This window comes from Enterobacter sp. 22499, from assembly GCF_052044815.1.
GTDB lineage: Bacteria > Pseudomonadota > Gammaproteobacteria > Enterobacterales > Enterobacteriaceae > Enterobacter > Enterobacter bugandensis.
Genome location: NZ_JBQENR010000002.1, coordinates 609,703 through 636,140 on the forward strand (window position 1 = coordinate 609,703; position 26,438 = coordinate 636,140).

At 52.8% G+C, this 26,438-nt stretch carries 28 protein-coding genes and 1 pseudogene; 5 read left to right on the forward strand and 24 right to left on the reverse strand.

The features are described 5' to 3' along the window. The first annotated feature begins 100 nt into the window (after positions 1-100). From xseA to ACTJI7_RS10720, 3 genes are read left to right on the forward strand one after another with little or no spacing between them, the layout of a single operon-like run. Complete coding sequence (gene xseA / locus ACTJI7_RS10710) at positions 101-1,474, forward strand: exodeoxyribonuclease VII large subunit (protein ID WP_063155434.1); 1,374 nt, start codon at positions 101-103, stop codon at positions 1,472-1,474. A gap of 58 nt (positions 1,475-1,532) precedes the next feature. Beyond that, positions 1,533-2,552 carry a M4 family metallopeptidase gene (locus tag ACTJI7_RS10715; protein WP_028014052.1) on the forward strand — a complete coding sequence of 340 codons (1,020 nt, stop codon included), beginning with the start codon at positions 1,533-1,535 and terminating at the stop codon, positions 2,550-2,552. After that, positions 2,553-2,903 (forward strand): protealysin inhibitor emfourin, encoded by a 351-nt coding sequence (locus tag ACTJI7_RS10720; protein WP_028014053.1) that lies wholly within the window; start codon positions 2,553-2,555, stop codon positions 2,901-2,903. Here ACTJI7_RS10720 and ACTJI7_RS10725 read toward each other — a convergent pair. Genes ACTJI7_RS10725 through ACTJI7_RS10735 form a run of 3 tightly spaced genes read right to left on the reverse strand, consistent with a single transcriptional unit; the run spans position 2,900 to position 5,806 of the window. Next, positions 2,900-3,121: a zinc ribbon domain-containing protein gene (locus ACTJI7_RS10725; RefSeq protein ID WP_028014054.1), complete on the reverse strand. Its 222-nt coding sequence runs from the start codon at positions 3,119-3,121 to the stop codon at positions 2,900-2,902. The genes ACTJI7_RS10720 and ACTJI7_RS10725 overlap by 4 nt on opposite strands. A 47-nt stretch (positions 3,122-3,168) precedes the next feature. Further along, positions 3,169-4,203 (reverse strand): hypothetical protein, encoded by a 1,035-nt coding sequence (locus ACTJI7_RS10730; protein WP_063155433.1) that lies wholly within the window; start codon positions 4,201-4,203, stop codon positions 3,169-3,171. Positions 4,204-4,261: 58 nt separating this feature from the next. Next, positions 4,262-5,806: a peptide MFS transporter gene (locus ACTJI7_RS10735; RefSeq protein WP_045630992.1), complete on the reverse strand. Its 1,545-nt coding sequence runs from the start codon at positions 5,804-5,806 to the stop codon at positions 4,262-4,264. Positions 5,807-6,377: 571 nt separating this feature from the next. Here ACTJI7_RS10735 and ACTJI7_RS10740 point away from each other — a divergent pair. Both ACTJI7_RS10740 and ACTJI7_RS10745 read left to right on the forward strand, forming a co-directional pair. Continuing rightward, the gene (locus ACTJI7_RS10740) at positions 6,378-6,944 is read left to right on the forward strand and encodes a hypothetical protein (protein ID WP_440670097.1); all 567 of its coding nucleotides are present in this window, start codon (positions 6,378-6,380) and stop codon (positions 6,942-6,944) included. Between the two features lie 144 nt (positions 6,945-7,088). Further along, positions 7,089-7,430, forward strand: coding sequence for a hypothetical protein (locus tag ACTJI7_RS10745; protein WP_440670096.1), 342 nt, complete (start codon positions 7,089-7,091; stop codon positions 7,428-7,430). Positions 7,431-7,898: 468 nt separating this feature from the next. On the opposite strand, the gene ACTJI7_RS10750 is transcribed toward ACTJI7_RS10745, so the two are convergent. From ACTJI7_RS10750 to ndk, 21 genes and pseudogenes are all read right to left on the reverse strand, one after another. After that, a complete protein-coding gene (locus ACTJI7_RS10750; RefSeq protein ID WP_233171368.1) occupies positions 7,899-8,390 on the reverse strand; it encodes a helix-turn-helix domain-containing protein in 492 nt (163 codons plus the stop codon). 34 nt (positions 8,391-8,424) lie between these two features. Then, positions 8,425-9,210 carry a hypothetical protein gene (locus ACTJI7_RS10755; RefSeq protein ID WP_025912442.1) on the reverse strand — a complete coding sequence of 262 codons (786 nt, stop codon included), beginning with the start codon at positions 9,208-9,210 and terminating at the stop codon, positions 8,425-8,427. Beyond that, positions 9,207-9,380: a hypothetical protein gene (locus tag ACTJI7_RS10760; RefSeq protein ID WP_014830800.1), complete on the reverse strand. Its 174-nt coding sequence runs from the start codon at positions 9,378-9,380 to the stop codon at positions 9,207-9,209. Before ACTJI7_RS10760 ends, ACTJI7_RS10755 begins: the two co-directional genes overlap by 4 nt. 411 nt (positions 9,381-9,791) lie before the next feature. Beyond that, entirely contained in the window at positions 9,792-11,555 is a 1,764-nt protein-coding gene (locus ACTJI7_RS10765) for a DNA primase family protein (protein ID WP_440670093.1), read from the reverse strand. After that, complete coding sequence (locus tag ACTJI7_RS10770) at positions 11,552-11,866, reverse strand: DUF4222 domain-containing protein (protein ID WP_440670091.1); 315 nt, start codon at positions 11,864-11,866, stop codon at positions 11,552-11,554. Before ACTJI7_RS10770 ends, ACTJI7_RS10765 begins: the two co-directional genes overlap by 4 nt. Before the next feature lie 10 nt (positions 11,867-11,876). Beyond that, positions 11,877-12,080 carry a hypothetical protein gene (locus ACTJI7_RS10775; protein WP_020686326.1) on the reverse strand — a complete coding sequence of 68 codons (204 nt, stop codon included), beginning with the start codon at positions 12,078-12,080 and terminating at the stop codon, positions 11,877-11,879. A gap of 115 nt (positions 12,081-12,195) precedes the next feature. Beyond that, complete coding sequence (locus ACTJI7_RS10780) at positions 12,196-13,071, reverse strand: tyrosine-type recombinase/integrase (protein ID WP_440670273.1); 876 nt, start codon at positions 13,069-13,071, stop codon at positions 12,196-12,198. After that, positions 13,064-13,309 (reverse strand): host cell division inhibitor Icd-like protein, encoded by a 246-nt coding sequence (locus ACTJI7_RS10785; protein WP_246949015.1) that lies wholly within the window; start codon positions 13,307-13,309, stop codon positions 13,064-13,066. Before ACTJI7_RS10785 ends, ACTJI7_RS10780 begins: the two co-directional genes overlap by 8 nt. Positions 13,310-13,356: 47 nt before the next feature. Further along, a pseudogene (locus ACTJI7_RS10790) lies at positions 13,357-13,680 on the reverse strand (ash family protein); the annotation flags it as partial. Positions 13,681-13,760: 80 nt separating this feature from the next. After that, entirely contained in the window at positions 13,761-14,387 is a 627-nt protein-coding gene (locus ACTJI7_RS10795; RefSeq protein WP_023325058.1) for a BRO-N domain-containing protein, read from the reverse strand. 40 nt (positions 14,388-14,427) lie between these two features. Further along, positions 14,428-14,643, reverse strand: a complete 216-nt coding sequence (locus ACTJI7_RS10800) for a helix-turn-helix transcriptional regulator (RefSeq protein WP_440670088.1) — start codon at positions 14,641-14,643, stop codon at positions 14,428-14,430. Between the two features lie 655 nt (positions 14,644-15,298). Beyond that, positions 15,299-15,949: a hypothetical protein gene (locus tag ACTJI7_RS10805; protein WP_095455412.1), complete on the reverse strand. Its 651-nt coding sequence runs from the start codon at positions 15,947-15,949 to the stop codon at positions 15,299-15,301. Positions 15,950-15,984: 35 nt separating this feature from the next. Beyond that, the gene (locus ACTJI7_RS10810) at positions 15,985-17,208 is read right to left on the reverse strand and encodes a tyrosine-type recombinase/integrase (RefSeq protein ID WP_440670086.1); all 1,224 of its coding nucleotides are present in this window, start codon (positions 17,206-17,208) and stop codon (positions 15,985-15,987) included. 213 nt (positions 17,209-17,421) lie between these two features. After that, complete coding sequence (gene der, locus ACTJI7_RS10815; RefSeq protein ID WP_028014057.1) at positions 17,422-18,897, reverse strand: ribosome biogenesis GTPase Der; 1,476 nt, start codon at positions 18,895-18,897, stop codon at positions 17,422-17,424. Positions 18,898-19,009: 112 nt separating this feature from the next. Then, positions 19,010-20,188, reverse strand: a complete 1,179-nt coding sequence (gene bamB, locus ACTJI7_RS10820; protein ID WP_028014058.1) for an outer membrane protein assembly factor BamB — start codon at positions 20,186-20,188, stop codon at positions 19,010-19,012. A 10-nt stretch (positions 20,189-20,198) separates the two neighbouring features. After that, positions 20,199-20,819, reverse strand: a complete 621-nt coding sequence (locus tag ACTJI7_RS10825; RefSeq protein WP_028014059.1) for a YfgM family protein — start codon at positions 20,817-20,819, stop codon at positions 20,199-20,201. A 13-nt stretch (positions 20,820-20,832) separates the two neighbouring features. Beyond that, positions 20,833-22,107 carry a histidine--tRNA ligase gene (gene hisS, locus ACTJI7_RS10830; protein WP_028014060.1) on the reverse strand — a complete coding sequence of 425 codons (1,275 nt, stop codon included), beginning with the start codon at positions 22,105-22,107 and terminating at the stop codon, positions 20,833-20,835. Between the two features lie 80 nt (positions 22,108-22,187). Then, on the reverse strand, positions 22,188-23,306 hold the full coding sequence (ispG, locus tag ACTJI7_RS10835) for a flavodoxin-dependent (E)-4-hydroxy-3-methylbut-2-enyl-diphosphate synthase (RefSeq protein WP_025757688.1): 1,119 nt from the start codon (positions 23,304-23,306) through the stop codon (positions 22,188-22,190). Between the two features lie 26 nt (positions 23,307-23,332). Continuing rightward, positions 23,333-24,340, reverse strand: coding sequence for a cytoskeleton protein RodZ (gene rodZ / locus ACTJI7_RS10840; RefSeq protein ID WP_047368095.1), 1,008 nt, complete (start codon positions 24,338-24,340; stop codon positions 23,333-23,335). A gap of 291 nt (positions 24,341-24,631) precedes the next feature. Continuing rightward, positions 24,632-25,798: a bifunctional tRNA (adenosine(37)-C2)-methyltransferase TrmG/ribosomal RNA large subunit methyltransferase RlmN gene (locus tag ACTJI7_RS10845; protein WP_063155432.1), complete on the reverse strand. Its 1,167-nt coding sequence runs from the start codon at positions 25,796-25,798 to the stop codon at positions 24,632-24,634. Positions 25,799-25,946: 148 nt separating this feature from the next. After that, complete coding sequence (gene ndk / locus ACTJI7_RS10850; protein WP_003860625.1) at positions 25,947-26,378, reverse strand: nucleoside-diphosphate kinase; 432 nt, start codon at positions 26,376-26,378, stop codon at positions 25,947-25,949. Positions 26,379-26,438: the final 60 nt, after the last annotated feature.

Here is a 26,438-nt window from a genome sequence, read left to right on the forward strand (position 1 = left end):
CGATTGCATCTACACTTTTTTGAAAAAATGCTTGCGAATGCCTCTCAGCAGGTTACTATCGACTGAATAACTTGCTGATTTAGAATTTGATCCCGCTCACATGTTATCCTCTCAATCCCCCTCAATTTATACTGTCAGCCGCCTTAATCAGACGGTGCGTTTGCTGCTTGAGCGGGAAATGGGGCAGGTCTGGATCAGCGGTGAAATCTCAAACTTCACGCAACCGTCTTCCGGACACTGGTACTTTACCTTAAAAGACGATACCGCCCAGGTGCGCTGCGCGATGTTCCGCAACAGCAACCGTCGCGTGACGTTCCGTCCTCAGCACGGCCAGCAGGTTCTGGTTCGCGCCAATATCACCCTGTATGAGCCGCGCGGCGATTATCAAATCATCGTTGAAAGCATGCAGCCCGCGGGCGAAGGCCTGCTGCAGCAAAAGTATGAACAGTTAAAGGCGAAGCTCTCCGAAGAGGGACTTTTCGACCAACAGTTCAAAAAGCCGCTGCCCTCACCTGCCCACTGCGTGGGTGTCATCACCTCGAAAACCGGTGCCGCCCTGCACGACATTTTGCACGTACTGAAGCGTCGCGATCCTTCCCTGCCCGTCATTATCTACCCGACCGCCGTTCAGGGTGACGATGCGCCAGGCCAGATTGTACGCGCCATTGAACTGGCAAATGCGCGTAAGGAGTGTGACGTGTTGATCGTCGGGCGCGGCGGCGGCTCGCTGGAAGACCTGTGGAGCTTTAACGACGAGCGCGTGGCGCGGGCAATCTTTGCAAGCGAGATCCCCGTGGTGAGCGCCGTCGGGCATGAAACGGACGTGACAATCGCGGATTTTGTTGCGGATCTGCGTGCGCCTACGCCGTCCGCGGCGGCGGAAGTGGTGAGCCGTAACCAGCTGGAGCTGCTGCGTCAGCTTCAGAACGGCCAGCAGCGTCTTGAGATGGCGATGGACTACTTCCTTGCCAACCGTACCCGCCGCTTTACCCAGCTTCATCACCGTCTCCAGCAGCAGCACCCGCAGCTTCGTCTGGCGCGTCAGCAGACCGTGCTGGAACGCCTGCGTCAGCGCATGAACTTTGCGCTTGATAATCAGCTTAAACGCGCGGTGACGCGCCAGCAGCGTGTGACCCAGCGCCTGAACCAGCAGAATCCGCAGCCGAAAATCTATCGTGCGCAAACGCGCATTCAGCAGCTGGAATATCGTCTGGCGGAGACTCTCCGGGCGCGCCTGAGCACCACACGTGAGCGTTTTGGCAACGCGGTGACCCATCTGGAAGCCGTCAGCCCCCTCTCCACGCTGGCGCGCGGCTATAGCGTAACGACAGCAGCGGACGGCAAAGTGCTGAAGCAAACCAAGCAGGTGAACACCGGTGACGTTCTTACCACCCGCCTGTCTGACGGCTGGGTGGAAAGCGAAGTGAAATCAATTAAACCGGTGAAAAAGACGCGTCAGCGCAAAACCGGATAATTCTTCGCCGGTTACTTACTATACTGCTGCTATTCCCTTTTTTAATAAGGAGAGCAGCATGTCCCATCTTCGTAGCGTTATTCCCCCTTATATTCTTCGTCGTATTATCGAAAGCGGTTCCGAACCGCAGCAGCGCTATGCCCGTCAGACCTTAACCCACGTCCAGACGCTGATGGCGCATATGCCGGGCAAACCCGCCGCGCCGCACGTGAATAAAGCCGGTCAGCTTGAGCGCGATATCTACGATGCGAAACAGACCCAGGAGCTGCCGGGTACCCAGGTGCGTTACGAGGGCCAGCCGTCGAATGGCGATGTGGCAGTGGACGAGGCGTACGATTATTTGGGTATCACCCATGATTTCTTCTGGAAAGAATATCAGCGTGATTCGCTCGATAATAAGGGGCTGATTTTGACCGGCACCGTTCACTATGGCCGGGAATATCAGAACGCCTTCTGGAACGGTCAGCAGATGGTGTTTGGCGACGGCGACGGGGAGATCTTTAACCGCTTTACGATTGCCATCGACGTGGTGGCACACGAGCTGAGCCACGGCGTCACCGAGACCGAAGCCGGGCTAATTTATTTCGAACAGTCAGGCGCGCTGAATGAGTCCCTGTCAGACGTGTTTGGTTCTCTGGTGAAACAGTACCATCTCAAGCAAACCGCCGATAAAGCAGACTGGTTGATTGGTGAAGGGCTGCTGGCCGCGGGCATTAACGGCAAAGGGCTGCGCTCCATGTCTGAACCCGGCACCGCCTACGACGATCCCCTGCTCGGCAAAGACCCGCAGCCCGCGCACATGAAAGATTTCATCAAAACGCGCGAGGATAACGGCGGCGTCCATCTTAACTCCGGCATCCCCAACCGGGCGTTTTACCTGGCCGCGACGGCGATCGGCGGTTACGCCTGGGAAAAAGCCGGTTATGCCTGGTACGACACGGTTTGCGATCGCAATCTGGCGCAGGATGCGGATTTTGATGCCTTCGCAAAACTGACGATAGCGCACGGAGAGAAACGCTCCGGTAGCGACGTCGGGGCGGCGATAAAACAGGCCTGGGAACAGGTGGGAGTGCTGTAAATGCAGGTTCCGGAACTGACGGATGACGCCGTGGTTGAGCTGGCCCGGGAAGGCGGCGTCGCTTTTATTCCTAAGCTGAGCGGCCAGCGTACCATCGCGCTCTCCTCGCTTAATGAGGCCCAGCGCCAGCGCCTGGTGAGCATCCTGGAGCAGGCCTTTCCACGCGGTCAGCCGCCGGGTCAGACGTCGTCACCCGGCAGCGGTGACCAGCGCTATTTCCGCATCCAGATTATCTGGACCGGCCAAAATCAGGCGCACTATGCCGATATCATCGTGCTGGTACCTGAGCAGGAAGCGCCCGAGTCGCTGGTCGAGCTGTGGAAAAAAGGCGAAGACTGCGTGTGCGATTAATCTTCGGCCGGAACAAACTCCACGCGCTTTTTAGAAATTAAGCCGTGGCCGTTCTGGCAGAAATAGTCCACCGCCCCGCAGGCCTTTAAGACCTGGAGTGGCTGATGGCACTCCGGGCAGCGGGCTTCGAGCGCAATATCTTTATTACAGCTGTCGCAGTGCGCCGCTCCGTTCAGGGGTTCAAGCTGTGCCTGGCAATCCGGGCAGGTAATGGTCATGGTGTCTCCTTCAGGGCGTTCAGGTCTGCGATAATTTTACCACGTCTTCAGTGCGGGCCACGCAACTGTTGCTGCAAGGTCAGCAGCAGCGCCACCTCATCGATCCTGCGGCGCGTTGTGCGGCTCACCTCCTGTGGATCGCGCTCAAACAGACTGTTTGCGCCAAGAATATGACCGGCAAGACAGCGTTCGTAGATCGTGCCGGGGATATGCCAGCGCTGAATAGTCTTACCTTTAACTAGCTCCAGCACATCTTCCGCGCCGCGTCGGTCGTAGTTGATAATGCGGCCGTCGCGTAAATAGAGACGCAGGCCCTTTTGCCCGCCCGCGGGTCCCGCGTATTTATTAAGCCAGATATCCACCGGCACGCCGCTGATGGTTCCCTGCAAGTGCGCCTCGCCTTCTGCGGTGGTCAGGTCACCCTTTGCGATATCGTGGCCCAGGCGGTCTTTAGCCGTTACCATCTGCAGCGTCATATCGTCCTGACCGCCCAGATAGCGCAGCGTTTCACGCAGCATCGCCAGCACGTGCGTTCCGATATCCAGAATCACGCCGTCCGGGTGGCGAAGCGTTCTGGTATCCGGTTCTCCGGTCGCGAAATTGAGCGCGATGGGTTCCCCTGCGGCGTTATATCCGCTCGGCTCCTGCAAAAAACCTTCGATTCTGGCAATGTCAGATATATGGCCGACCAGCGACCGCTTCACCGTTTCGATGCGCGCCATCCAGTGGTCGAGCGCCAGCACGCGGGACGCCACGCCGGGCGGTGCCAGCAGCGCGTTGAGTTTTTCGATTTGAGGAAGCGTGGCGACAATCGGTTTTTCAATCACAATCCGCGGAACCGGCGAGGCAATCGCCAGCTCAAGCACCTCAAGGTGGTGCAGCGATGCGGTGGTAATAAAAAGGGTATCCAGCGGGGTGGCTAAAAGCGCAGCAAGCGAGGCGCAGCGCGTAACGCCTTCAGGGTGCTTTGCGGGGAGAACATCAAAGCCGAAACAACGAACAGCGCCATCGAACAGATTACGTAGTGCGGGCAGATACGCTGTTTCCACTACCGCACCAAGACCAACAAATCCTAACTGCATGGTTTCACCTCAGGAAGTACAGTGCCGGGGCATAACGCCTGCCCCGGCACACTGAGGTTTATGAGGCGCTAGCTGCCGGTTTAGTTTGCGCATTTTCCAGCATGCGGCGCACCGGAACAATGAGGACGATCAGCACTGCGGCACAAATCAGCAGCGCGATGGAGCAGCGCGCGAAGAGATCCGGCAGCATATCCAGCTGGTCGGCCTTCACGTGACCGCCAATCAGGCCCGCCGCCAGGTTACCCAGCGCGCTGGCGCAGAACCACAGCCCCATCATCTGGCCGCGCATTCTCTCCGGCGCCAGCAGGGTCATGGTCGCCAGACCGATCGGGCTCAGGCACAGCTCACCCAGCGTCAGCATCAAGATACTGCCCACCAGCCAGAACGGCGATACGCCCGCCCCGCCGTTGCTCAGCACGTTCTGTGCCGCCAGCATCATCAGGCCAAAGCCCGCTGCCGCACACAGAATACCGATAACAAACTTGGTGATGCTGCTCGGGCGAATGTTCATGCTCGCGAGCTTTGGCCATGCCCAGCTGAACACCGGGGCCAGCAGGATGATGAACAGGGCGTTGATCGACTGGAACCATACCGCCGGAATTTCAAAATCACCGATCATGCGGTTAGTGTAGTCGTTGGCAAACAGGTTGAACGAGGTTGGCTTCTGCTCAAACGCGGACCAGAAGAACGCGGCGGAGACCAGCAGAATAAAGCAGACCAGCAGCCTGGCGCGCTCTTTACGGTTCAGGCCCGCGAAGATGAACAGGTAGATGAAGTAGAGGGCAACGGACGCCGCAATTACGTAGACCAGCACGCTGGCTACCGCGACCGGGTTAATGACAATCACGCCCTGCGCGATCAGCGTCACGAGCGTTGCCACGCCTGCCGCCAGCGCCAGCAGCCAGACGCCCACGCCGTTGCGCTTCACCACCGGGCTGTTCCATGTGGAGTCCAGACCGACTTCGCTGTCGTAGCGCTTCATCGCCGGAACCGCAAACACGCGGAAGATAATCAGCGCCACCAGCATCCCGATGCCGCCAATACCAAAGCCCCAGTGCCAGCCGTGGGTTTTTATCAGCCAGCCGGAAATCAGCGGGGCGATGAACGAGCCCATATTAATGCCCATGTAGAACAGCGAGAAACCGCCGTCACGACGTGCATCGCCTTTTTTATACAGGGTGCCGACCATTACCGAGATACAGGTTTTGAACAGGCCAGAGCCGAGCACGATGAACATCAGGCCGATAAAGAACAGGTTGTTGCCCATGATGGCCGACAGCGCAATCGACAGGTGGCCGAGCGCGATCAGAATCGAACCGTACCAGACGGCTCTCTGCTGGCCGAGCCAGTTATCCGCCAGCCAGCCGCCCGGCAGCGCGGCCAGGTACATGGTGCCGGCAAAAATACCGACAATCGCCGAGGCGTTTTCGCGCGCCAGCCCCATCCCGCCGTCATAGACGGTGGCGGCCATAAAAAGGATCAGCAGCGGGCGAATGCCGTAGAACGAGAAACGCTCCCACATCTCGGTAAAGAACAGCGAACCGAGCGGATAAGGATGGCCGAAGAAGGTTCGGCTCTCTTTGTGATTAACAGAGGATTGCATAATTCTCCCGAAAGGTATGTGTCGTGCTTGTAAACACCAGCAGGTACGCCGGCCAGTTACGTATCTGACCGATTTTTTACATGCGGCGAAAAGTTAGTTAACCATTTGATAACCAGTCGCTAGTTTTGTCTAGTACCGGACCAGGGACTTTAAGATGAAAATTCGACGATTGTCTACTTTTCTGGATTTAAAGATGGTTGGGAGTGAATAGTGATTGACATCACACAGAGAGAACCGCCGGTATGATTGGGCCAAAAAAAAGCCCGCGATAAACGCGGGCCTTTGTGAGATCGGCAATGATTATTTGCTTTTCTTAATGTGAATAAAAATAAATAACTCAACACATTGATATTATTGTTTTTTTAAATAAAAACACGCACTTTGGGTACACCCTTGGGTACACACTTTTCAACCATTGTTATAGCCTACTTGTTAAGCATGCTGGGCTGAAGTTTTAGTTAACCAACCATCTTTAGGTGAGGTATAGAATGAAACTAATTTTGTAAATGTCAGCCTTGTTCAGAAAGTGATAGACTGCTTCAAAAACACATTAAAAATTGAGGCTATTAAAATGCACACACAGGAAGAGTTGAAGCTTTTACATAACAGCAATTTTCAGCGATACAGAAAACACCTCTATCAGGGATTAGATATCACATCTATCATACTTAAAGGACATCTTTTCGCTGAGGAATTATTAATGGAAATCTTAAAATTACATTGTCGAGACAGTTCACCTATTGAAAATATTCAACTCAGTTTCCACCATAAATTGAAACTATCACAGGCGTTGTTTGGCTCTCATTTTTCAGACTTCCAATATCCAGAGAAAATATGGCCAACTTTAGAACATCTTAATCAGTTGAGAAACGCTTTAGCCCATCAAATTGACTCTCCCAAAGCCATTTTAAAGTTAAATACATTTATCTCATCTTGTTATCAATTGATAAATCAAGAAGTAAAATTTAAAATTACTGAAGAAAGCAATTTATTAGATAAAAACTTATCAAGCAATCTAATTAGGTTGATTTTTAGTTTGTTGGGATATCTTGGTTGTATTCATGGAATAGCTTATTTAAATCCTCCTTCAAAACTTCATCCAAACTCAAAAATAATCATACCTGACGCAATTGAATAGGCATCATAGATATAATTTAAAAACAAAGAGTTGCATGGATAATGGAAAAACCTTTTGAAATGCAGCTATGCACTACCAGAATTGTGAGTTGTAATGTTTATTCGATTTTAATAAATTAAAAAATTATTTTAATGGAACTTCAATATGACCCCTCCTTCTAAATACTTCCGTTTCAAACTTTTCATTTCCGAACTCCAAGAGCATCCTCCTGCAAGTAACAGAGAAGAGGCAGTATCTATTATGAAGATAATCATGAATGATATTGAGAATCGCTTTGGCCTTCCTAAAAACGATTACATTACTCGTATGCATGTCTTTGGGCTGGACTGCAATATGGGCTGGAAAGACTTAGATTCAAATCCATGCTATTGGGACGATATGGAGAAAAAAACCCATCGCACTTATGTATATAATAATGGCCGAATTGTTATTAAAAATATTAAAGTTTCTCCTGAGTTGATCGTGTTAGATAAACCAGGCGCATGAACATAGGATCAAATTAACTGAACAGCAGCAAGTTCTACTCAATCCCTTTTTACACCTTGAAGCAACTGTAACTTAGAGCGCGTTCTGCCAAAAATCCCCACTGGCGCTGCCGGTGGGTGACAACTTTTGACAACTCAATCTGAACGCCAGTGTCCGGGCAAACCAGAACAGCGATCTGAAAGAGGCTCGAGGATGGTTGCAAAGGGGGAGTGCTTAACACCTCCCCTTCACGAGTTCGTGTACCTGAAGTTTTCTAAAGCGGTAGCGGTTGACACTTTACCCCTAGTTTTCCCTAGTAAGGCATAACAAACCATAACAGGCTGACACCTGCCGTGCTTCGTATCAGCCCTTTACACGTTGGCTGCAGCTGTTGTGCGTGAGCGTTAGGATCCGTTAGGTTGGGTTGACACTTTTCCCTGTTTTTCACGAAAAAGTGTCAAGTTAGAGGAGTTAGGTTTGGCCGGGGGTTTACAGTTTTTCACCTGCCAGCAGACAGAGTGCCTTTAATCCTGTTTCGCTCCAGTCATCCTGGGTGTCGGGATGCATTGCGGCCACATAGGCCAGCTCGGAACGCAGGAAACGCAGACCACCAGACATGTGATCTTTGCCATAGAAGCTGTGGGTTTCTTCATCCAGCCGGAAGAGAATCAGCAGTTGTTCATCGGGCTCGTGCTGAACTTCAAAACCCAGTTCAGCGGCTGCTGCCTCTATTCGCTGGCCAGCATCAATATCAGCCGGCAGCTCTTTCCCGCCGTCATGCCCCCATACCCATGCGGCGGCCTGCGCCCACGTCATTTCAGTCTGGTGTTCGCCAACACCAGCAGAATTTTGTTTAGCCTGCGATGCGTCAACATCCACTTTATCGCCTGAAATTACAATTTCACCTCGCGCTATCCAGCCGTAAACAGTTTGCCGGCTAACGCCCATATGCCTGGCGTAGGCTGATTTACTTAACAGCATCCTGTGTTTCCCTCCGGGCAGAAAAAAGCCGCCCTCAGGCGGCCTGCTTCTCTTCTGAATGTGTCTGCCGCTGGCTGCCTTTGAGCATCGCGCTGACATGTTCGCTTAACTGATCAAGACCGGTCATGCGGGGCAGAACTTCTGATGGATCGTCGTTCTTCCCGTACACGAGATTGTTATACCAGGTTCGGACAGCTGTAATTTGTGCGACGTCCTTCCTTACCGCGTCGACCAGATCGGCAACCGCGTTAATCACCTGCCCGTTCTCTGATGCAATACGGGAGAAGCCGAGACGTTTTAGCTGTTCCGTATCGAGTCCCGAACACACAGCGTGCGCCCTTAGTAAGGCGTCCGCCAGCTCCTGATGTTTTCCACTGTGCATCGACAGCAGCATTTTTTCCTGGCTGCGGCGATCCAGTCGGGCGAATGCCTGACGCATTTCACTGTCACGCATGAATCCCTGTACATCATCAGATGCCAGGGGATTAACCGGAGCGAGCTTGTTCTTCAGGTAATCGAGAATGTTTGCGGCCTGCTCGCTTACGGCTGCGACGCCGCGGGTAAAGTCTTTGAGCGTGTCCGGGTTCCGGGCTTCACCTGCCCTGCGGTTTTTTGCCTGTTCGTTCAGATCCGGATCGTTGCGGATAACGTCCAGCAAATCCGCCTCAGCTTCGGCCTGCTGCGCCGTTGTCCTCAGGCTGGTGAGTTCGCCCGCCATGCCACGAAATAAAGCGGCCATCTGAGTATTTGGCGCAACAACCTTACCGGCATAACCCGCCAGCTCGATGCTGTGTTTCCCAATTTTGATTGAGTAGCTCACTGGCCAGCCTCCATTTTTGATAGCCCTGCATCAAATACTTTGCGCGCAACAGCATGGATTGACGGCGCGATCCCCATGCCCGACTTCTGGCGCTCCCTCTCCTGAATGGTTTTCAGAGCCTGAATCTGCTCCCCGTTCAGCAGGACGGGCTTAACGTTAACCTTGCTCATGATGCCCCCTGTAATAGTAACCGTTAAAATTCCATAAATCGCAACAATCGAATAATCAGTTGCGATTTATGAAACGATGTTAATGAAATTGCAGGGGTGTACAACGCTAAAAGAGTGGATGCGTTTTAAAGAATTTGCCCTCAAGGTATACATGGTGTTCATTAAGGCAATAAATTACCTATAAAACAATATATTAACCTATGAACCCCAGCCTACATTTTGGGATTTCAGGTCTACACGGTATACATCATTCTGTTTAATAAACCATCAGATGATTAATGAGAGAATGAACACCATGTACACCCTGTGTATACCTGAAAACAAGGTATACATGGTTTATTTCACTGATTTATATATAAATTATTCTCTCGATGTATACCATGTATACCTTTCTCCATATTTATCTGAACTTCATTCTTTATGACCGGCTACAGGATGCGTCTGAGGTAACCAGTCTTCCGCACTTTCCGAAAGTTCAACGTTAGTTACCATGCCACGGGCTCTACGTTCCTTACGGTACTCGTGATTAAACTCCCTCATCGCGCTTTCCATCCCCTCTGCGAATTTATTCAGCGTCAGCGGCTTGTCGAAACCGTTGGCCTCCAGGAATGCCAGGTAAGCGTGATAGAGATAAATTCGCGGATAGTGAGGCGGATTACGGTTTCCTACCATCATTCCCGCACAATCAGCCAGCCGCTCAAGATGCGCGCAGAAGGCATAAAGCGGATCCGTTTTCTGTTTCACCTCTAATGCCTCTTCGCTGTTCCGCTGTTCCAGCAGCAGCGCCCGCGCTTTTTCCGGGTTCGAGAAGTTCGCCAGCAGCCGGCGAACAACCACCGGAATTTCAGCGGATATCTTTTCTGCCAGGTCGGGATCCTTATCCTCTTCGCTGACGCGCCGGTTAAACTGGAAAATTACGCGGCGCCGGGAAACGCCGCCGGCGCGTTCGGTGAAAATCATCGGCGTGTTGTTCGTGGCCACAACCACCGCCCGCAGAACGGCGGTGTACTGGTGCTCGTGTTTCGGGTCGATCTCCACCGCATCCCCGCCGGTGATTGCCTTTATCCCGGTGCCCTCACCTGAATATTTGGGCTGATCAGGAAGCGTTATCATGCTCTTGCCGACGAACTGCGCCCGCCCGCGTGCACTGTCGAGCGCCGCCATGTTCCCGCTGGCGGTGTTATGCACGCCGGCCAGCATCGTCGCGATATGGGTGAAGACGCTTTTCCCGCTGCCGCCCTCCCCGGTTATCTCGAGGAACAGCTGCCAGTCGTACCGGTTCGCCAGTACCATAAAGAGCGCTGCAGCGATGCGTTGCATCTTAATTGCGTCTCTATCTGATGCGTAACTTAGCCACTTATGGAAGTTCGGCGCGTGGTCGCGGAGGTTTTCGCCCGGCACCGCCGGCGTGTAGGTCACGCCGTTGTGGTTGGTCAGCCAGTTATCCTGGCTGTGTTCGGAGAAAACGCCGGTTTCCATATCGTAGACGCCGTTTGCAAAGGGGATCAGGCTGCGCCGCGGCTCCCCCATTACCGGGATAACAATTTTCAGGGCGTCGATAACGTTGTTGATCGCGCGCTTGCTGAAGTTGGTTTTGTTCTCGTTGTAGATAGCCACCATTTCGCGGCTCAGCTCGAGCAGAGACGTTTTCTCCCAGATGCCGGCACGGTAGACGTATACGCCCTCGCTGTTTTCATTTATCGCAATGCCGGTGTAACGCGCGGCCAGTATGAGCGCCTTCTCGTTATCAGCCAGGTCGCGGAGGTTTACATCCGTCAGCGGTTTGCCGATCACCATGTTTTTGCCGGCTTCCGCATCGGCTTTGAGGCGCGGCAGCTGCGGCGTCCAGTCCTCCAGAAGCTGATAACCTTCAGAGTAGAATTGCGCGCGCTCCACGCCGGCCACCGCCAGCTTTGTGGCGAGAATGGTTATCTGCCGTTCGGTCAGATGCCCGCCACGGCAAACCCGGGCATAGAGCCGGCCATCATCCACAATCCGGATATTCTCCAGCTCTGCCAGCTGCTTTTTATCCAGCACAACCGGCGGCACCGTATCGCCAATCGGGTTCATTTCCTGCCATGCTTTGGCGAACGTCCAGGCATCGGCGCCGGCAAAGATGATTGACTCCTCCATGAGATCCGCCGGCTGCTTTTTAAGGTTTGGTGCATTCTTCATTTTCTGTTCCCTCGCTTCCTGATGATTTCCCGCATAACCCGAATTCGTTCGATGCCCTGCACCCGCATAATCCGATCGATATCTCTTCCACCGGTGCCCGGCGCGGAAGAAACAAATTCAAATTCCCGCACCAGTCTTTCTGGCGTGCAAAAACACGGTGAGCTGTACCCCTCGCGGCAATATGTCACTCTGTCGAATCGGTAACTTTCGATAATTACGATGTTGCCCCGACCGTCCTTCCATTTATCGCCCGGCCTGATTTCAGGGTGAGCGCGGCCACCAGCAGCTAAGCCGGAATTTTTAATCGTCATATTTTTTACCTCACGCCGCTGGCGGGATTACCTGATAACCAATTTTCCTCAGAAAGCGCGCGGCACTCTCCACCGTAAAAATGATCTCGTCGTCCATAAGGGGGCGCATCGACTGAAGACCATTTGACGTGTCCACCAGATAGCGACCGCCGGCCGGGAAACTGAAAACGTTTTTGCCATCGGCCCGGCGAACCAGATCGTAAACAGGAGTCATAATTTCCCCTCCCCGTCCCTTAATGACTGGCTGGCAAAACAATATCGCGCACTATTTAATTGCTCATATACGTGATCGGCAAAAGCGCCGAGACGGCAAAATTGGATAACCATTTTCATACAGAAACCTCCATGGCCAGACGGGATTGAATGGCGGAGGCCTTACTGCCTAACTGGAGGTAAGTTCGGGTGATTGCCGGGTTACTGTGACCGAGCATTTCATAGGCGACCAGCAAACCCTGTTCGCCGCCGGCGGACATAAGATTAAAGGCGGCAATTTTGCGGCTGGAATAGGCGCTCAGGCGCAGACGCGTGTTTACGACGCGCGTAAACCACAGCATTACGTTGTGCAGTTTCTTCCAGATTGTCTGGCGGCTCACGCTACCTTCCAGAGACTGGCAACGGTTACTTTCAATCTGGCTGCGGGAAAATACCAGGTCGTCACCGATAAGATTGCGCTCCATGCGTTCACGCAGACGCTTGATGATGCCCGGCGGCAGCTGTTTGGTATCGTGCTTAACTTCAGCCTTTGCCACCAGCTCAAACACGATCGCCTGTTCTTCTTCCGTCATGCCGGCGGCCAGTTCATCGCAGCTCACGCTATCCCAGTGCATGTAGGCAATGTGATCGCCAGCAAGCCGGGCGGCGTCCTTGCGCTGATGGCGAACAATCTCGATCCCCTTCCGGGTCGCTCTGGCTTCCGCTGCTTTGGTCTGCTTCGCTACGATGATTGTTGCAATGCCGGTTTCCCAGTTGATGCAGGAGTAACGGAAGTTGCACACGTCGCTGGTACGCCAGCCGGTAACAGTCGCAATATCCCACCAGAGTAAAACCCAGTCCGGCTGGGTCTGCTGGATGCGTTCGCGCAGTTTGCGCTGCTCTTCCCGTTCATAAACAGGGGTCATGGTGCGAGTGCCTTTCGTGGTAGTGGCTTTTACCACGTTGCCGCGCAGCTCGCGGGCTTTAGCTGTCAGGGTCTGGAGGTTAAACATGGCTACCCCCCAATTTCGCAACATCCAGTTCAAACGCGCCGCTGCTGTACTGATAAAGCGAACATTCAGAGCGAATTTTAGCGGCAAAGATAAGATCCCAGCGGGAATACCACTCGCGGGCTTCTTGCTCACTATCGGCAACAATGCGGATAACAACGGGAGGGCACGTTTGGCCTTTCGGCGTACCGAGGAAAAGCCAGGTGAATTTGGGTAGTTTTTGGGTTGGGGTAGTAGCCATGTGGCAGCCTCCATACAGTGGTCTAGATAACCACCACCGGAAACGCCAATTTCACTGGTGGTGGACTGAGCAGGGTTGGCGTAACCGGACTGTATGGACTCCGGCGCGGATTTCTCCGCCCCCACCCAGCCCACCATAATTTTGCTAGCAGAGCGGTTTTGAACCACAACGCGTGAAAATAGGTGAGACGGATCAACGGCACAAAAAAAGACGCTTGGCGCGTCATGTGTCGCCATACAGTCATTCAGGACGCCAATCCTGACACCAGATTTTGCCGGTGCTTTTAAAGCATACCCTTCAGCGGAATAACAAGGCAAGGAGTTTTTGGGGTGAGCGAAGCCCTGCCCCAGATGGGCATAAATTTTCTTCATGGCATTAACCTTTTTGAATTGTTTAGTGAGCTGTCGCGACAAACTTATTTTGAGAGCTCTACATCGCAAGAGCACGCAAGTTATTCATGAACCCGATTGTTGTTTCCATCCGTAGCTGGGCGAACCTCAGTGAACGGCTCGTGAACATCTTCACCTAACAGCTCAGGCTGATACTTACGCCACAGTTGAATCTCCTCGCGCTCAAGAGCCTCTTTAGCACCCTTACATTGCTGCAACTTATAACCGCGTTTACTGGCCTCCTGCTGATAGGCTGCCATACGCCGGCTAAAATCGTTCAGGAACACGAACGGCACGCCATAAGAGCCAGTTTTGCGGATTGAGGGAATCACCTCGCGAAATACCCAATTACTGAAACGATGGGCGAATGTGCCTGCCGTAGTAGCTTTGCGGCTACGGGCGATCAGTTTGTAGAAACCAGATTCAGAGACAGCACTATGATTTGGGTTTCCACGAATACCGTAAGTTAAAGTTACGGTATTTCTCTCGTCATCATCCAGAGCCTGCAACGCCATACGCGAATTGGATAATTCCAGCGCCGCGCAAACATCCTTTGCAACGAACCACGGTTCACCATTGAGCTTAACAATGCGAACTTTTAGCCCCTCAAAATTGATAACGGAAATATCATCACTACAGTTTTCAGGGTGAGGGAAGCCCTGACCATTAAGGCCATTATTTGATTTCATACTTTTCCTCGAATCTAATTTACAGAAGTGAAGATCTGACTCAGTTAGCTTTGCGCCGCTCTTGTAGCCAGCGATTAATCTCCTGTGCATCAAAAGCAGTCACGTTGTCACTCAGCTTGACGGGACGTGGCAAGATTCCATTTTTGACCCAACGATCAATTGTGGGCATGGATACCCCAAGCAACGCAGGCATACGGAAACGACGTATGTAACCTTCAGTAGGAATAGCTGAGTAAACCTCCTGTTTTTCCAACATTTTTATGCTCCTGTGATAGCTGGTAAGGTTAGATGAAGTTTAATGATTCCTTACGCAGCATTTCCAGCATAAATAGATTCTTTTGAAAGAAAATAGGTTTCTTTTGAAATAATTGAGATCTTTTGAAAAATAAGGTGACTGCCGGAAAGTCGATCACTCTTATAAAACAAGACATTACAAGTCATACAAACATGATGAGTTATCAACGCTTTACATCTTTTTGTAGGTCTAGGTATCTCTAGGTATCTTTTGGTATGTATGCTCATCACAGGTAACTCAATGGGTTACATTGGCTGTTAATGACCGTTATTGGCCGCTAATGCCCAGCTATGACTTGCAGTGAGGTTATATGAGAAAATTGTACGTACAAATGGATAACGTCGTATCACTCAACATCACTCAACGTCATCCAACAATATTCAATAGCCCACAACATCATAAAACTGCACAAAACTGCATAAAAGTGCGCTAAGCAATACAGGGGACTAAGCATGACATAAAAGGGGAAAGTGGATATCAAGGAGGAGATCAGGAAATGAATTGGTTTTGTTGATGCGGAACAGCCAAGTAAAGCGGATAAATATTGAGTGTTGAAAACCGATAAGATGCCCATTTTGTCTTCGTGCAAGTACGCAACGGGCACTCAAACTAAACTCTATTCTGCAGCATACATCGCTAATAGCGCCTGTTTTGCCTTTGCTGCAAATGCTGCTCGGCTTATGCCTTTCGTTGATAAACCTTCAGATTCTAACAATTCCAATACGTCACTATAAATTGCACTTATATTGGGCTTTCCCGAGTTAAGATAGGAGGATGCCCCGGATTTTTTAACTAAGAGATGAATGAGAACCCCCATCATCTTCATCGTTCCTTCCTGTTCATCTTGTTTACGGTGCTGGCCACGTCCACTTCTGTTTGTTTCTTTTATGTAATTAATAAGCTGCAGCCCACCTAAATTACGAGCCTTCTCCTCCCATCCTTTAGTGCCGCGCAAATCATCAATAGCTTCTTTCACTTTTTGAGCGATTACTTCAGGTGTACTTTCTTCAACGAACGGGAAGGCAGCTAAAAAGATGTCTAAGGCGTTACAAGCTTCATCTGTGGTTATTTTTTTATCCCTGTGAACTTTTAGCGCCCTCGCAATTGATTTACGAGTAAGATCTACATAGTCAGAGTGCTCAGGGGGTACATCACTGAGACGCATTAGTGGATTCAAACCGGCGAGTGCCAATGCCATTTCCTGTGGCGTTATGGATACAGAAGCACATAACCTCTCAATGGGTGATTTCCTCAAGATATCTTTCATGCTTTACTCCCTTTCACTTTAGATGTCATAACTCCTCATTTATCCCCTCTTTCCAACGTCACCATTAATTCGGCCCAACACGATAAGGCAGCCTTTCTCTCTTCGAAGTACTGGTGCCGGTTATAGATACCTTCAACGCCGGGGATTTTATGATTTAAGCAACGCTCGGCTATCAAAGGATCAATGCCTAACGCCGCCATTTGAGTGCGCATAGTACGGCGCAAGTCATGAATACTGAACGGCTCGATTCCATGCATTTCCCTCAGCACAGACGGCAAGACCATATTGAGCGTTGCTCGGCTAATGTGAGTTGTGCTACTGGCTCTCCTGCCCGGTATAAACCAACGGCTGTTTCCAGCGAAAAGTCTTATTTCTTTTATCCACTCGATCACCGGCGGCGCCAATGGTATATCAATGTCATCGCCATTCTTTGCTCTTGAGCCGGGAAGATGCCAGACGCCATTCTCAAGATCGAACTCAGCCCATTCAGCAGCACATAACTCCATTTTGCGCACACCCAGCGCCAAAATAAGTTTAAAAACTAGCTCATTTTCCCTGCTGATTCCTTGCCCACTACGCAGCGCTTTAAAGAACATTACTAACTCATCACGACTCAATGCCCGCTTTCTTCCCTTCTCCTTTCCACCCGCATCTTTTGAGCCGAATGATATAGCAGGATTAACATCAATCATGCCTCGAACGACCGCGAAGTCAAACAGGCGTTTGAGCATACGGAGAACGTCATTAGCGACTGTTGGCGACCCACGCTTAAGAACGTCTTGAAGAACACTATCAACGTGGCGTGGGCGAACTTCTTCGACCTTCATTTTTCCAATTAGAGCCACAATATTCTTTTGAAGGCTAGCGAGGAAAAGCTCAGGATGCTTGTAGGTAGGCTCGATCTGACGATAGTAATACTCCGCTGCAAGTTCTGAAACGTGGATAGCGTTCTTTTCAGCTTCAATTTTTGCTATCGCCTCAGCCTTGCGTTGCTGCTTCTCTGCAGCCACGTCATGCCCAAGAGCAACACGGGCTGCAAGTTGTTTAGCAATCTCCCTTGCTTTAGCAAGCGGGATAACAGAATAAGAACCAATCATCAAGGTCCGAGGCTTGCCGGCTAGTTTGTATCGAAAACGCCAGAATGGAGTTTTGTCTTCTTTGCGAAAGCGGAGATAAAGTCCTTCGCCATCGGACCTACCCTCGAATCGTTCGCCACTCTTGATCCACGCTCGGATCTGCATATCGGTAAGTTTTGGCATGCACGTATACCTAGCAATCTACTGGTACATCTTAAAGTGTACCCAAAAGCGTAAAGGTGTACCCAAAACGACATAACAGCATGCTGGGTACACCTCTGTGTACACCTAGAGGATGCACTTTCTTGTACTCTTATGATAGCCCCTAAAAACAAAAAAGCCCGAAATATTCGGGCTTTAGGGTGCTCATGATAGCTAGCAATTCACCATGAAAGCTTATTTGCTTTTCTTAATGTGCTTAATCAAACGCTTACGCTTACGCATCTGGTTCGGCGTCAGGGTGTTGCGCTTGTTGGCGAACGGGTTTTCCCCTTCCTTGAACTGGATACGAATAGGCGTGCCCATCACGTCCAGCGATTTACGGAAGTAGTTCATCAGGTAGCGCTTGTAGGAATCCGGCAGGTCTTTCACCTGGTTGCCGTGAATCACCACGATTGGCGGGTTATAGCCACCGGCGTGGGCATATTTCAGCTTCACGCGACGACCGCGCACCAGCGGCGGCTGGTGGTCTTCCGCTGCCATATTCATGATACGGGTCAGCATGGCGGTGCTCTGACGACGGGTGGAGCTGTCGTAGGCTTCACGCACGGATTCGAACAGGTTACCGACGCCGCTGCCGTGCAGTGCAGAGATAAAGTGCACGCGGGCAAAGTCGATAAAGCCCAGACGGAAGTCCAGGGTCTCTTTCACCTGCTCGCGCACTTCATTGCTCAGGCCGTCCCACTTGTTGACGACTATGACCAGTGAGCGCCCACTATTGAGGATAAAGCCGAGCAGAGAGAGATCCTGATCGGAGATACCTTCGCGCGCGTCGATGACCAGCAGCACCACGTTGGCATCTTCAATCGCCTGCAGGGTTTTGATAACGGAGAATTTTTCCACCACGTCGGTGATTTTTCCGCGCTTACGTACACCGGCGGTGTCGATGAGGACATACTCACGTTCATCACGCTGCATCGGGATGTAGATGCTGTCACGCGTAGTGCCCGGCATGTCGTAAACCACCACGCGCTCTTCACCCAGAATACGGTTAGTAAGCGTAGACTTACCTACGTTTGGACGACCGACGATAGCCAGCTTGATCGGCAGATCCTGCGGGTTGAAGTCATCCTCAGGCTCTTCTTCTTCGCCCTCTTCACCGTCTTCGAACTGCGCCCAGTATGCGGCGTCTTCGTCCACCTCTTCCGGCGGGTTCACTTCGTCCACCCACGGCAGCAGAACGGTTTCCAGCAGGCTGGTCACACCGCGACCATGCGATGCCGCAATCGGGTGGATATCCCCCATGCCCAGAGACCAGAAGTCCGCGATAGCCTGATCGGCATCGATGCCGTCAGTTTTGTTCGCCACCAGGAAAGTTGGCTTTTCGCGAGAACGCAGGTGCTTAGCGATTGCGGAGTCCGCCGGCATCAGGCCAGCGCGCGCATCTACCATGAACAGCACGACATCCGCTTCTTCAATCGCCAGCAAGGACTGTTCCGCCATGCGGGTTTCAACGCCGTCTTCTGTGCCATCAATACCGCCGGTATCAATACAGATGAACTCGCGTCCTTCCACCTCTGCACGACCGTACTTACGGTCACGCGTCAGCCCCGGGAAATCCGCAACCAGCGCATCACGGGTGCGTGTTAAACGGTTAAAAAGAGTGGATTTTCCAACGTTAGGGCGCCCGACAAGCGCGACCACAGGTACCATGTTTGAAGCCTCATAAAATTCAAATAAACGTCGCATTCGCGGCGTTTTTAAAAATGTCAAAACGGCTCCTGAGTGAACAGGAGCCGTTTAGTATACTACAACCGCCGGGTAATTAACGCGTGATCGCGTACAGCGTGCCGTCTTTTGCCTGAATAAGCAGTTTGCCGTCAGCCACAACCGGGTCGGTCAGGAAGCCTGAACCGTCCACTTTCTGCTGCGCCACGAAGCGGCCATTCTCTGGATCAACCCAGTGCATATAGCCTTCGCTGTCGCCAACCACCAGGCTACCGTTGTACAGCACTGGCGCGGTCAGCAGACGGTGCAGCAGATCGCTTTGCGTCCACAGCGTCACGCCGCCTTCGGTGCTCAGCGCCAGCAGGCGATCGTTCTGGTCAACCATATAGATGCGGTTACCGTCAACGATGAAATCATTCACAGAGCCCAGCTCACGTTTCCACATGATCTGGCCGCTGCGCAGGTCCAGCGCGGTCAGGTTGCCGTTATAGGCCAGGGCGTAAACCACACCGTCAACGATAACCGGGGTAGTGTCTACGTCGCTCAGGCGGTCGATTTCCGTTGAGCCAGTGGCCTGCGAGATACGCTGCTGCCAGATCATCTGGCCCTGCTGCATCAGCACGGCACTCACGCGACCGTTGTCACCGCCCACAATGGCAGCGCCAAATGCGGTTGCAGGTGCGGATTCACCGCGCAGAGACAGCGCAGGCATATCCAGGTTAACGGTCCATTTCACCAGACCGTCCGCTTCGTTCAGCGCCTGCAGCTGGCCGTTGCTGGTATGGATCAGCACCAGCCCGTCGCTCACGACCGGACGTGACAAGGATTCACCGGCTACGGCGGTCTGCCATGCAACAGAACCATCGCTGGCATTCAGCGCGTAAACCTGCGCTTTTTCGCTGCCCACGTAGACATGCCCACCGGAAACGGTCAGGCCGCCAGACAGCAGTGCAGGTTTACGGGAGAACCAGCCGTCTTTTTCCGCCAGGTTAACGGACCACACTTCTTTCCCGTCATCGGCGTTCACCGCTTTCACGGTACCTTTGCGGTCAGCGGCATAGACAACGCTGTCTGCATACGCAGGATGAAGGTTGGAATAGAAATCACCAATCCCACTGCCCACGGAGACATCCCACGCGGTGGATGGGGTAAACTGGTTTTCAACCGTCGGCAGTGGGGACATTTTCACAACGTCTTCTTCGCCACTGAACAGTGAACAACCACTTAATAACGTAACAGAAAGCAGTCCTGGCAGAAGTAATTTACGCAATTGCATCGGGTCCCTCTCAGACGGACAAATTATTTATTTTCATCTGCATCATTTCGCTCAGCGCAGGTGACGCTTTGCTCTCTACGCCAGCTTGCCACGCTTTACGCGCGCCCGCTTTGTCACCTTTGCTCAGCAGTGCTTCACCGCGCAGATCGGCAACGATGGCAGCAAAACCTTCGCCTTTGATGGTATCGAGCGTTTTCAGCGCGTCGTCAGCTTTTTTCTGCTGAACCTGAATACGTGCCAGGCGCAGATTGATCACCGCTTTCAGGTTTTCATCGCTGGCAGCAGCAAGGCCCTGAGACAGCTGAGCAGCGGCTTTATCCAGTTCGTTTTTATCAACGTACTGCTGAGCCACTTCCAGCGCTGCCAGTGCACCGTAGGTGTTTTTGTTGTCAGCGGCAAATTTCTCTGCCGCAGCCAGCGTTTGCGGCTGGTCGGCACGAATCGCGCTAACGGTATTTTCATAGGACAGGGACGCGCCGCGCGCGGAATCCGCCTGATGGTTGTTCCAGTAACGCCAGCCCACCAGCGCACCCACACCTAAAATAACCCCAACAACCAGCGCTTTGCCGTTTTCAGCAAAGAAGCGTTTAATCGCGTCGACCTGATCGTGTTCGTTCTCGTACATTTCCACGCCGTCTTTCTCCTTAGCCCAATAGAGTGCGCAAGTGCGCCGCAACGCCGTCCTGCGTTACCGTTGTCTGCTCACCAGAGCGCAGGTCTTTTACTACCACTTCGCCGTTAGCCACTTCGGACTCGCCCAGCACCAGTGCAATACTTGCGCCCCACTTATCGGCACGAGCAAACTGTTTTTTGAAGTTGCCGCCGCCATGGTTGGTCATCAGCTTAACGCCCGGCAGCGCATCGCGCACGCGTTCGGCAAGCTGCATCGCCGCAGACTGCGTTTCCGCGCCTGAAGCCACCAGGTATATATCGACAACGGAATCTGCTTTAAATTCCGGATTAACTGCCTGAACCAGCAAAACAAGTCGCTCAAGACCCATCGCGAAGCCAACCGCAGGCGCCGCACGACCACCCAGTTGCTCAACCAGACCGTCATAACGGCCGCCGGCACACACGGTGCCCTGAGAACCGAGGCTGGTAGTTACCCACTCAAATACGGTGCGGTTGTAGTAGTCCAGACCGCGCACCAGACGCTGGTTCACTGTGTAGGCAATGCCCGCCGCTTCGAGCAGCTTGCACAGGCCGGTAAAGTGTTCGCGAGACTCGTCGTCCAGGTAGTCACCCAGCGCAGGGGCATCGTTCAGCAGCGCCTGAACATCAGGGTTTTTGGAATCCAGCACGCGCAGCGGGTTGCTGTACATGCGACGTTTGCAGTCTTCGTCCAGCTTCTCTTTATGCTGCTCCAGGAACGCCACCAGCGCATCGCGGTAGTTAGCGCGCGCTTCCAGAGAACCGATTGAGTTCAGTTCCAGCGAAACGTGCTCAGAGATACCGAGGGCGCGCCACCAGCGAGCGGTCAGCATAATCAGTTCGGCATCGATGTCCGGGCCCTGCAGGCCAAAGACTTCCACACCCAGCTGGTTAAACTGGCGATAACGACCTTTCTGCGGACGTTCGTGGCGGAACATCGGGCCGATATACCACAGGCGCTGCTCCTGATTGTACAGAAGACCATGTTCGATGCCGGCGCGTACGCAGCCCGCCGTACCTTCCGGACGCAGGGTCAGGCTGTCGCCGTTGCGGTCCTCAAAGGTGTACATCTCTTTTTCAACCACGTCGGTTACTTCACCGATCGCGCGTTTGAATAACGGGGTCTGCTCTACAATCGGCAAACGGATTTCGCTGTAACCGTAGCTGCCGAGCACCTGCTTCAGCGTGCCTTCAATGCGCTGCCAGATGGCGGTTTCGCCAGGCAGGTAATCGTTCATGCCGCGGATGGCTTGAATGTTTTTTGCCACGTTTATTCTCTTTCTATATACAAAAAAAACCCAAAGAATGGGTTCAATCATACATGGGAAGCGGCACGCTTCCCATCACGTTATTTTTCAACCTGCTGAACGCTGATGCGCTGTGTCTCGTCCATCATCGCGGCTTTGGCGCGGATGCGGGCTTCAAGCTGGTCAATCATGTCGCTATTATCCAGACGATCTTTACGAACGCCATCTTCATAGAGACCACTTTTCTTGTTACCGCCGGTTACGCCCAGGGTTGAGACCAGCGCTTCACCCGGACCGTTCACGACACAGCCGATGATGGAGACGTCCATCGGGGTGATGATGTCTTCCAGACGCTGCTCCAGGGCATTCACCGTGCCGATCACGTCAAATTCCTGACGCGAACAGGTTGGGCAGGCAATGAAGTTGATCCCACGCGAGCGGATACGCAGCGATTTCAGAATATCGAAACCGACCTTGATCTCTTCTACCGGATCCGCCGCCAGAGAGACGCGCAGGGTGTCGCCGATCCCTTCGGAGAGCAGCAGGCCCAGGCCGATCGCAGACTTCACCGAACCGCTACGCAGGCCGCCCGCTTCGGTGATCCCGAGATGCAGAGGCTGGTCGATCTGTTTTGCCAGCAGGCGATACGATTCAACGGCCAGGAAAACGTCAGAGGCTTTTACGCTGACCTTGAACTGATCGAAGTTAAGACGATCCAGATGATCGACGTGACGCATGGCGGATTCAAGCAGCGCCTGCGGCGTTGGCTCGCCATATTTTTCCTGCAGATCTTTTTCCAGAGAGCCGGCGTTCACGCCGATACGGATTGGAATGTTTTTGTCGCGGGCGCAGTCAACCACCATGCGAATGCGTTCTTCATTGCCGATGTTGCCTGGGTTAATACGCAGGCAATCAACGCCGTATTCAGCAACTTTCAGCGCGATACGGTAGTCGAAGTGGATATCTGCAACCAGCGGCACGCTGACCTGCTGTTTGATCAGCTTGAACGCCTCAGCGGCATCCATCGTGGGCACTGAGACGCGAACAATGTCCGCGCCTACACGCTCTAATGCTTTGATTTGGTTGACCGTTGCTTCCACATCCGTGGTGCGCGTATTGGTCATCGACTGGACGGCGATAGGTGCCCCATCGCCGACTGGCACATTCCCAACGTAAATCCGTTTCGATTTTCTACGTTGAATCGGAGCCTGGTTATGCATGAAAAATCTCCCGCGTTGCCCGTCTGTTACTGTGCTGCTGATTGTTCGGCATTAACGGTAAGACGTGCAACCTGGTTAGTTCTGATAAAGCGGCTCAGGTCGACAGGTTTTCCTTGATACTGGATCTGTACCGCTGCCGGAGCGCCGATTTTAAGTTTGTAAGGTGCCTGACCCGTTAGGTTTAACGTGCCATCTTTCCGCTGCAGGCCGCTGAACAGTTTTTTACCTGTCGCGTCAGTCACTTCCAGCCAACAGTCAGCCGTGAAGTTCATCACCAGCGCATTTGGATCGGCGGCTGGCGCGGCGGTTGCCGCCGGGTCGGTCGGCAGGGACGCCGCGGCGTTGTTCGCCGGCTGAGTCGCTGCAGGGACGTTCGCCGCAGTATCGACATTTGCCTGAGAAGGGGCGACGACCGCGTTTTGATCCTGAGCCTGAGGCGCAGCGGTGTTCGCCGTTGCGGCCGGAGCCTGTGCTGCATCGGTTGCCGGAGCCGTTGTTTGCGGCTCGCTTGAGGCCGCCGCACCGTCGGTGTTCAGCGGAACGCTCTGGGCACCACCATTGCTCGCCTGATTGAGTTCAGCGGAGGATTGATCGGCCATAGTGGTGATCTCTTCCTGCTGCGCCTTGTGGTTTTGCCACCACCATGCTCCGGTCAGGCCGACAACAACAAACAGCACCAGCCAGGTAAAGCTCATCAGCCAGCCATCACGTTTTTTACGACGTTTCCCCAGGGAGAAAGTTTGCATCGGGGCAACTTTTGCTGCACGAACCGGTGCCTGCTTCTCCATCATTGGCAGTAATTCGTTTTCGGGGATGTGCACCAGTTTTGCGTAAGAGCGGATATAGCCGCGCAGAAATGTTGAAGCCAGATCGGCAGGCGCCTTATCTTCTTCAATATCGCGAACCGTGGAAACTTTCAGGCACAAGCGTTCTGCAACAGCTTGCTGGCTGAGTCCGAGTTGTTCACGGGCGTTGCGAAGACGAACGCCAGTGGAGAGTGCTTCATGTTGGTCGTGAGTGGCTTCAGTATTCATTCGCTACAACTACTGGTACGTGAAAAAAAGGGTTCAGGTGCCGGTGAGTCACAATGCCGCCCGCACCGCGAAACTTCAGGTCAGTTAACCTTGAACAGACAGTATAAGACTGTCAGCCGGTAGATGACAGTGCAGCTCTGCCCGCGTGGCTAAACTGTTGTTACGTCGTTACATACTGCCCGAAACTCATATGAAACGCACCGTAATTATTAATCAAACGTCACGAATCTGACTGATTATTCAGTCAGATTATGCATCACAGCGTAGATAATGCGCCGTGATGCATAATAATCAAACAGCTTTAACCGCAATGGTCTCGCCCTGCATGCGTTTACGCAGGGTACGTTTGGTACGGTCAATGACGTCACCGGCCAACTGTCCGCATGCAGCATCAATATCATCACCGCGGGTTTTACGCACGATGGTGGTGAAACCATACTCCATCAGCACCTTGGAGAAACGGTCGATACGGCTGTTCGAGCTACGGCCATACGGCGCGCCCGGGAACGGGTTCCATGGGATCAGGTTGATTTTGCATGGCGTATCCTTCAGCAGTTCAGCCAGCTGATGAGCGTGCTCAGTACCGTCGTTGACGTGGTCCAGCATCACGTACTCGATGGTGACGCGGCCCTGGTTTGCGTTGGATTTATCCAGGTAGCGACGCACGGCAGCGAGGAAGGTTTCGATATTGTACTTTTTGTTAATCGGTACAATTTCGTCACGAATTTCATCGTTTGGCGCGTGCAGGGAGATAGCCAGCGCAACGTCAATCATGTCGCCGAGCTTATCCAGCGCAGGCACAACGCCTGAGGTAGACAGCGTCACGCGGCGCTTGGACAGGCCAAAACCGAAGTCATCCAGCATGATTTCCATCGCCGGCACCACGTTGGTCAGGTTCAGCAGCGGTTCGCCCATCCCCATCATTACCACGTTGGTGATCGGACGCGTGCCGGTCACTTTTGCTGCACCCACGATTTTCGCGGCGCGCCAGACCTGACCGATGATTTCAGACACGCGAAGGTTACGGTTAAAACCTTGCTGAGCCGTAGAGCAGAATTTGCACTCCAGCGCACAGCCCACCTGAGAAGAGACGCACAGCGTGGCACGATCGTCTTCCGGGATGTAGACGGTTTCAACGCGCTGATCGCCTACGGCAATCGCCCATTTGATGGTGCCGTCTGCCGAGCGCTGCTCTTCCACCACTTCCGGCGCGCGGATTTCAGCCACTTCTTTGAGCTTGTTGCGCAGCACTTTGTTGATGTCGGTCATCTCATCAAAGTTGTCGCTGCAGTAGTGGTACATCCATTTCATTACCTGATCGGCACGAAACGGCTTCTCACCCATATCTTTAAAGAACTCGCGCATCTGCTGACGGTTCAGGTCCAGCAGGTTAATTTTTCCATTTTTATTGGGAACCGCAGGAATGGCGACTTCGGAGGTATTCACTAGTTCAGACATAATTTTTTTCCGGCCTCGTTGTTACACGTTGTGGCCCGTGGAGGGTTGAATAGAAACGCCCCGGTAAGCAGTCTGCTCGTCCGGGGCGTTGCATTGTACAAAGTCTGGCGCAGGGATGCCACGTTTGCACGCGGCATTTACGAAATTATTAGCGAGTGCGCGGGCACACTTCGCCTTCAGCGAAGAAGAACGCGATTTCGCGCGCGGCAGACTCAACGGAGTCGGAACCGTGGGTGCCGTTCTCGGTGAAGCTGTCCGCGTAGTCAGCGCGCAGGGTACCTGCCAGCGCGTTGTCCGGGTTGGTTGCACCCAGCAGATCGCGGTGACGCTGTACTGCGTTTTCGCCTTCCAGCACGGAGACCACGATTGGACCGGAGGTCATGAACTCCACCAGGCCGTCAAAGAATGGACGACCTTCGTGCTCAGCGTAGAAACCGCGAGCCTGCTCAACGGTCAGGTGCAGCATTTTGGTGCCAACGATCTTAAACCCTGCTGATTCAAAGCGAGCGAAGATGCTGCCAATAACGTTTTTTGCCACCGCGTTTGGTTTGATGATGGAAAAAGTACGTTCAATAGCCATTGATAACCTCTGTAAAATGTTCTGTTGTTTTGCATACCTGAGTATGGTGTGGCGCGGATT

Coding starts and splice junctions, on each gene's coding strand:
- ACTJI7_RS10770 (WP_440670091.1), bottom strand. CDS start 11,866: ATGACGATTAAAAATTCCGGCTTAGCTGCTGGTGGCCGCGCTCACCCT.
- ACTJI7_RS10785 (WP_246949015.1), bottom strand. CDS start 13,309: ATGGCTACTACCCCAACCCAAAAACTACCCAAATTCACCTGGCTTTTC.
- ACTJI7_RS10765 (WP_440670093.1), bottom strand. CDS start 11,555: ATGAAGAATGCACCAAACCTTAAAAAGCAGCCGGCGGATCTCATGGAG.
- ACTJI7_RS10810 (WP_440670086.1), bottom strand. CDS start 17,208: ATGCCAAAACTTACCGATATGCAGATCCGAGCGTGGATCAAGAGTGGC.
- ACTJI7_RS10775 (WP_020686326.1), bottom strand. CDS start 12,080: ATGACTCCTGTTTACGATCTGGTTCGCCGGGCCGATGGCAAAAACGTT.
- der (WP_028014057.1), bottom strand. CDS start 18,897: ATGGTACCTGTGGTCGCGCTTGTCGGGCGCCCTAACGTTGGAAAATCC.
- bamB (WP_028014058.1), bottom strand. CDS start 20,188: ATGCAATTGCGTAAATTACTTCTGCCAGGACTGCTTTCTGTTACGTTA.
- ACTJI7_RS10750 (WP_233171368.1), bottom strand. CDS start 8,390: ATGCTGTTAAGTAAATCAGCCTACGCCAGGCATATGGGCGTTAGCCGG.
- ACTJI7_RS10745 (WP_440670096.1), top strand. CDS start 7,089: ATGACCCCTCCTTCTAAATACTTCCGTTTCAAACTTTTCATTTCCGAA.
- ACTJI7_RS10760 (WP_014830800.1), bottom strand. CDS start 9,380: ATGAGCAAGGTTAACGTTAAGCCCGTCCTGCTGAACGGGGAGCAGATT.
- ACTJI7_RS10715 (WP_028014052.1), top strand. CDS start 1,533: ATGTCCCATCTTCGTAGCGTTATTCCCCCTTATATTCTTCGTCGTATT.
- ACTJI7_RS10725 (WP_028014054.1), bottom strand. CDS start 3,121: ATGACCATTACCTGCCCGGATTGCCAGGCACAGCTTGAACCCCTGAAC.
- ACTJI7_RS10730 (WP_063155433.1), bottom strand. CDS start 4,203: ATGCAGTTAGGATTTGTTGGTCTTGGTGCGGTAGTGGAAACAGCGTAT.
- ACTJI7_RS10795 (WP_023325058.1), bottom strand. CDS start 14,387: ATGAAATCAAATAATGGCCTTAATGGTCAGGGCTTCCCTCACCCTGAA.
- ACTJI7_RS10720 (WP_028014053.1), top strand. CDS start 2,553: ATGCAGGTTCCGGAACTGACGGATGACGCCGTGGTTGAGCTGGCCCGG.
- ispG (WP_025757688.1), bottom strand. CDS start 23,306: ATGCATAACCAGGCTCCGATTCAACGTAGAAAATCGAAACGGATTTAC.
- ACTJI7_RS10800 (WP_440670088.1), bottom strand. CDS start 14,643: ATGTTGGAAAAACAGGAGGTTTACTCAGCTATTCCTACTGAAGGTTAC.
- rodZ (WP_047368095.1), bottom strand. CDS start 24,340: ATGAATACTGAAGCCACTCACGACCAACATGAAGCACTCTCCACTGGC.
- ACTJI7_RS10780 (WP_440670273.1), bottom strand. CDS start 13,071: ATGTTTAACCTCCAGACCCTGACAGCTAAAGCCCGCGAGCTGCGCGGC.
- ACTJI7_RS10740 (WP_440670097.1), top strand. CDS start 6,378: ATGCACACACAGGAAGAGTTGAAGCTTTTACATAACAGCAATTTTCAG.
- ndk (WP_003860625.1), bottom strand. CDS start 26,378: ATGGCTATTGAACGTACTTTTTCCATCATCAAACCAAACGCGGTGGCA.
- xseA (WP_063155434.1), top strand. CDS start 101: ATGTTATCCTCTCAATCCCCCTCAATTTATACTGTCAGCCGCCTTAAT.
- ACTJI7_RS10805 (WP_095455412.1), bottom strand. CDS start 15,949: ATGAAAGATATCTTGAGGAAATCACCCATTGAGAGGTTATGTGCTTCT.
- ACTJI7_RS10735 (WP_045630992.1), bottom strand. CDS start 5,806: ATGCAATCCTCTGTTAATCACAAAGAGAGCCGAACCTTCTTCGGCCAT.
- ACTJI7_RS10845 (WP_063155432.1), bottom strand. CDS start 25,798: ATGTCTGAACTAGTGAATACCTCCGAAGTCGCCATTCCTGCGGTTCCC.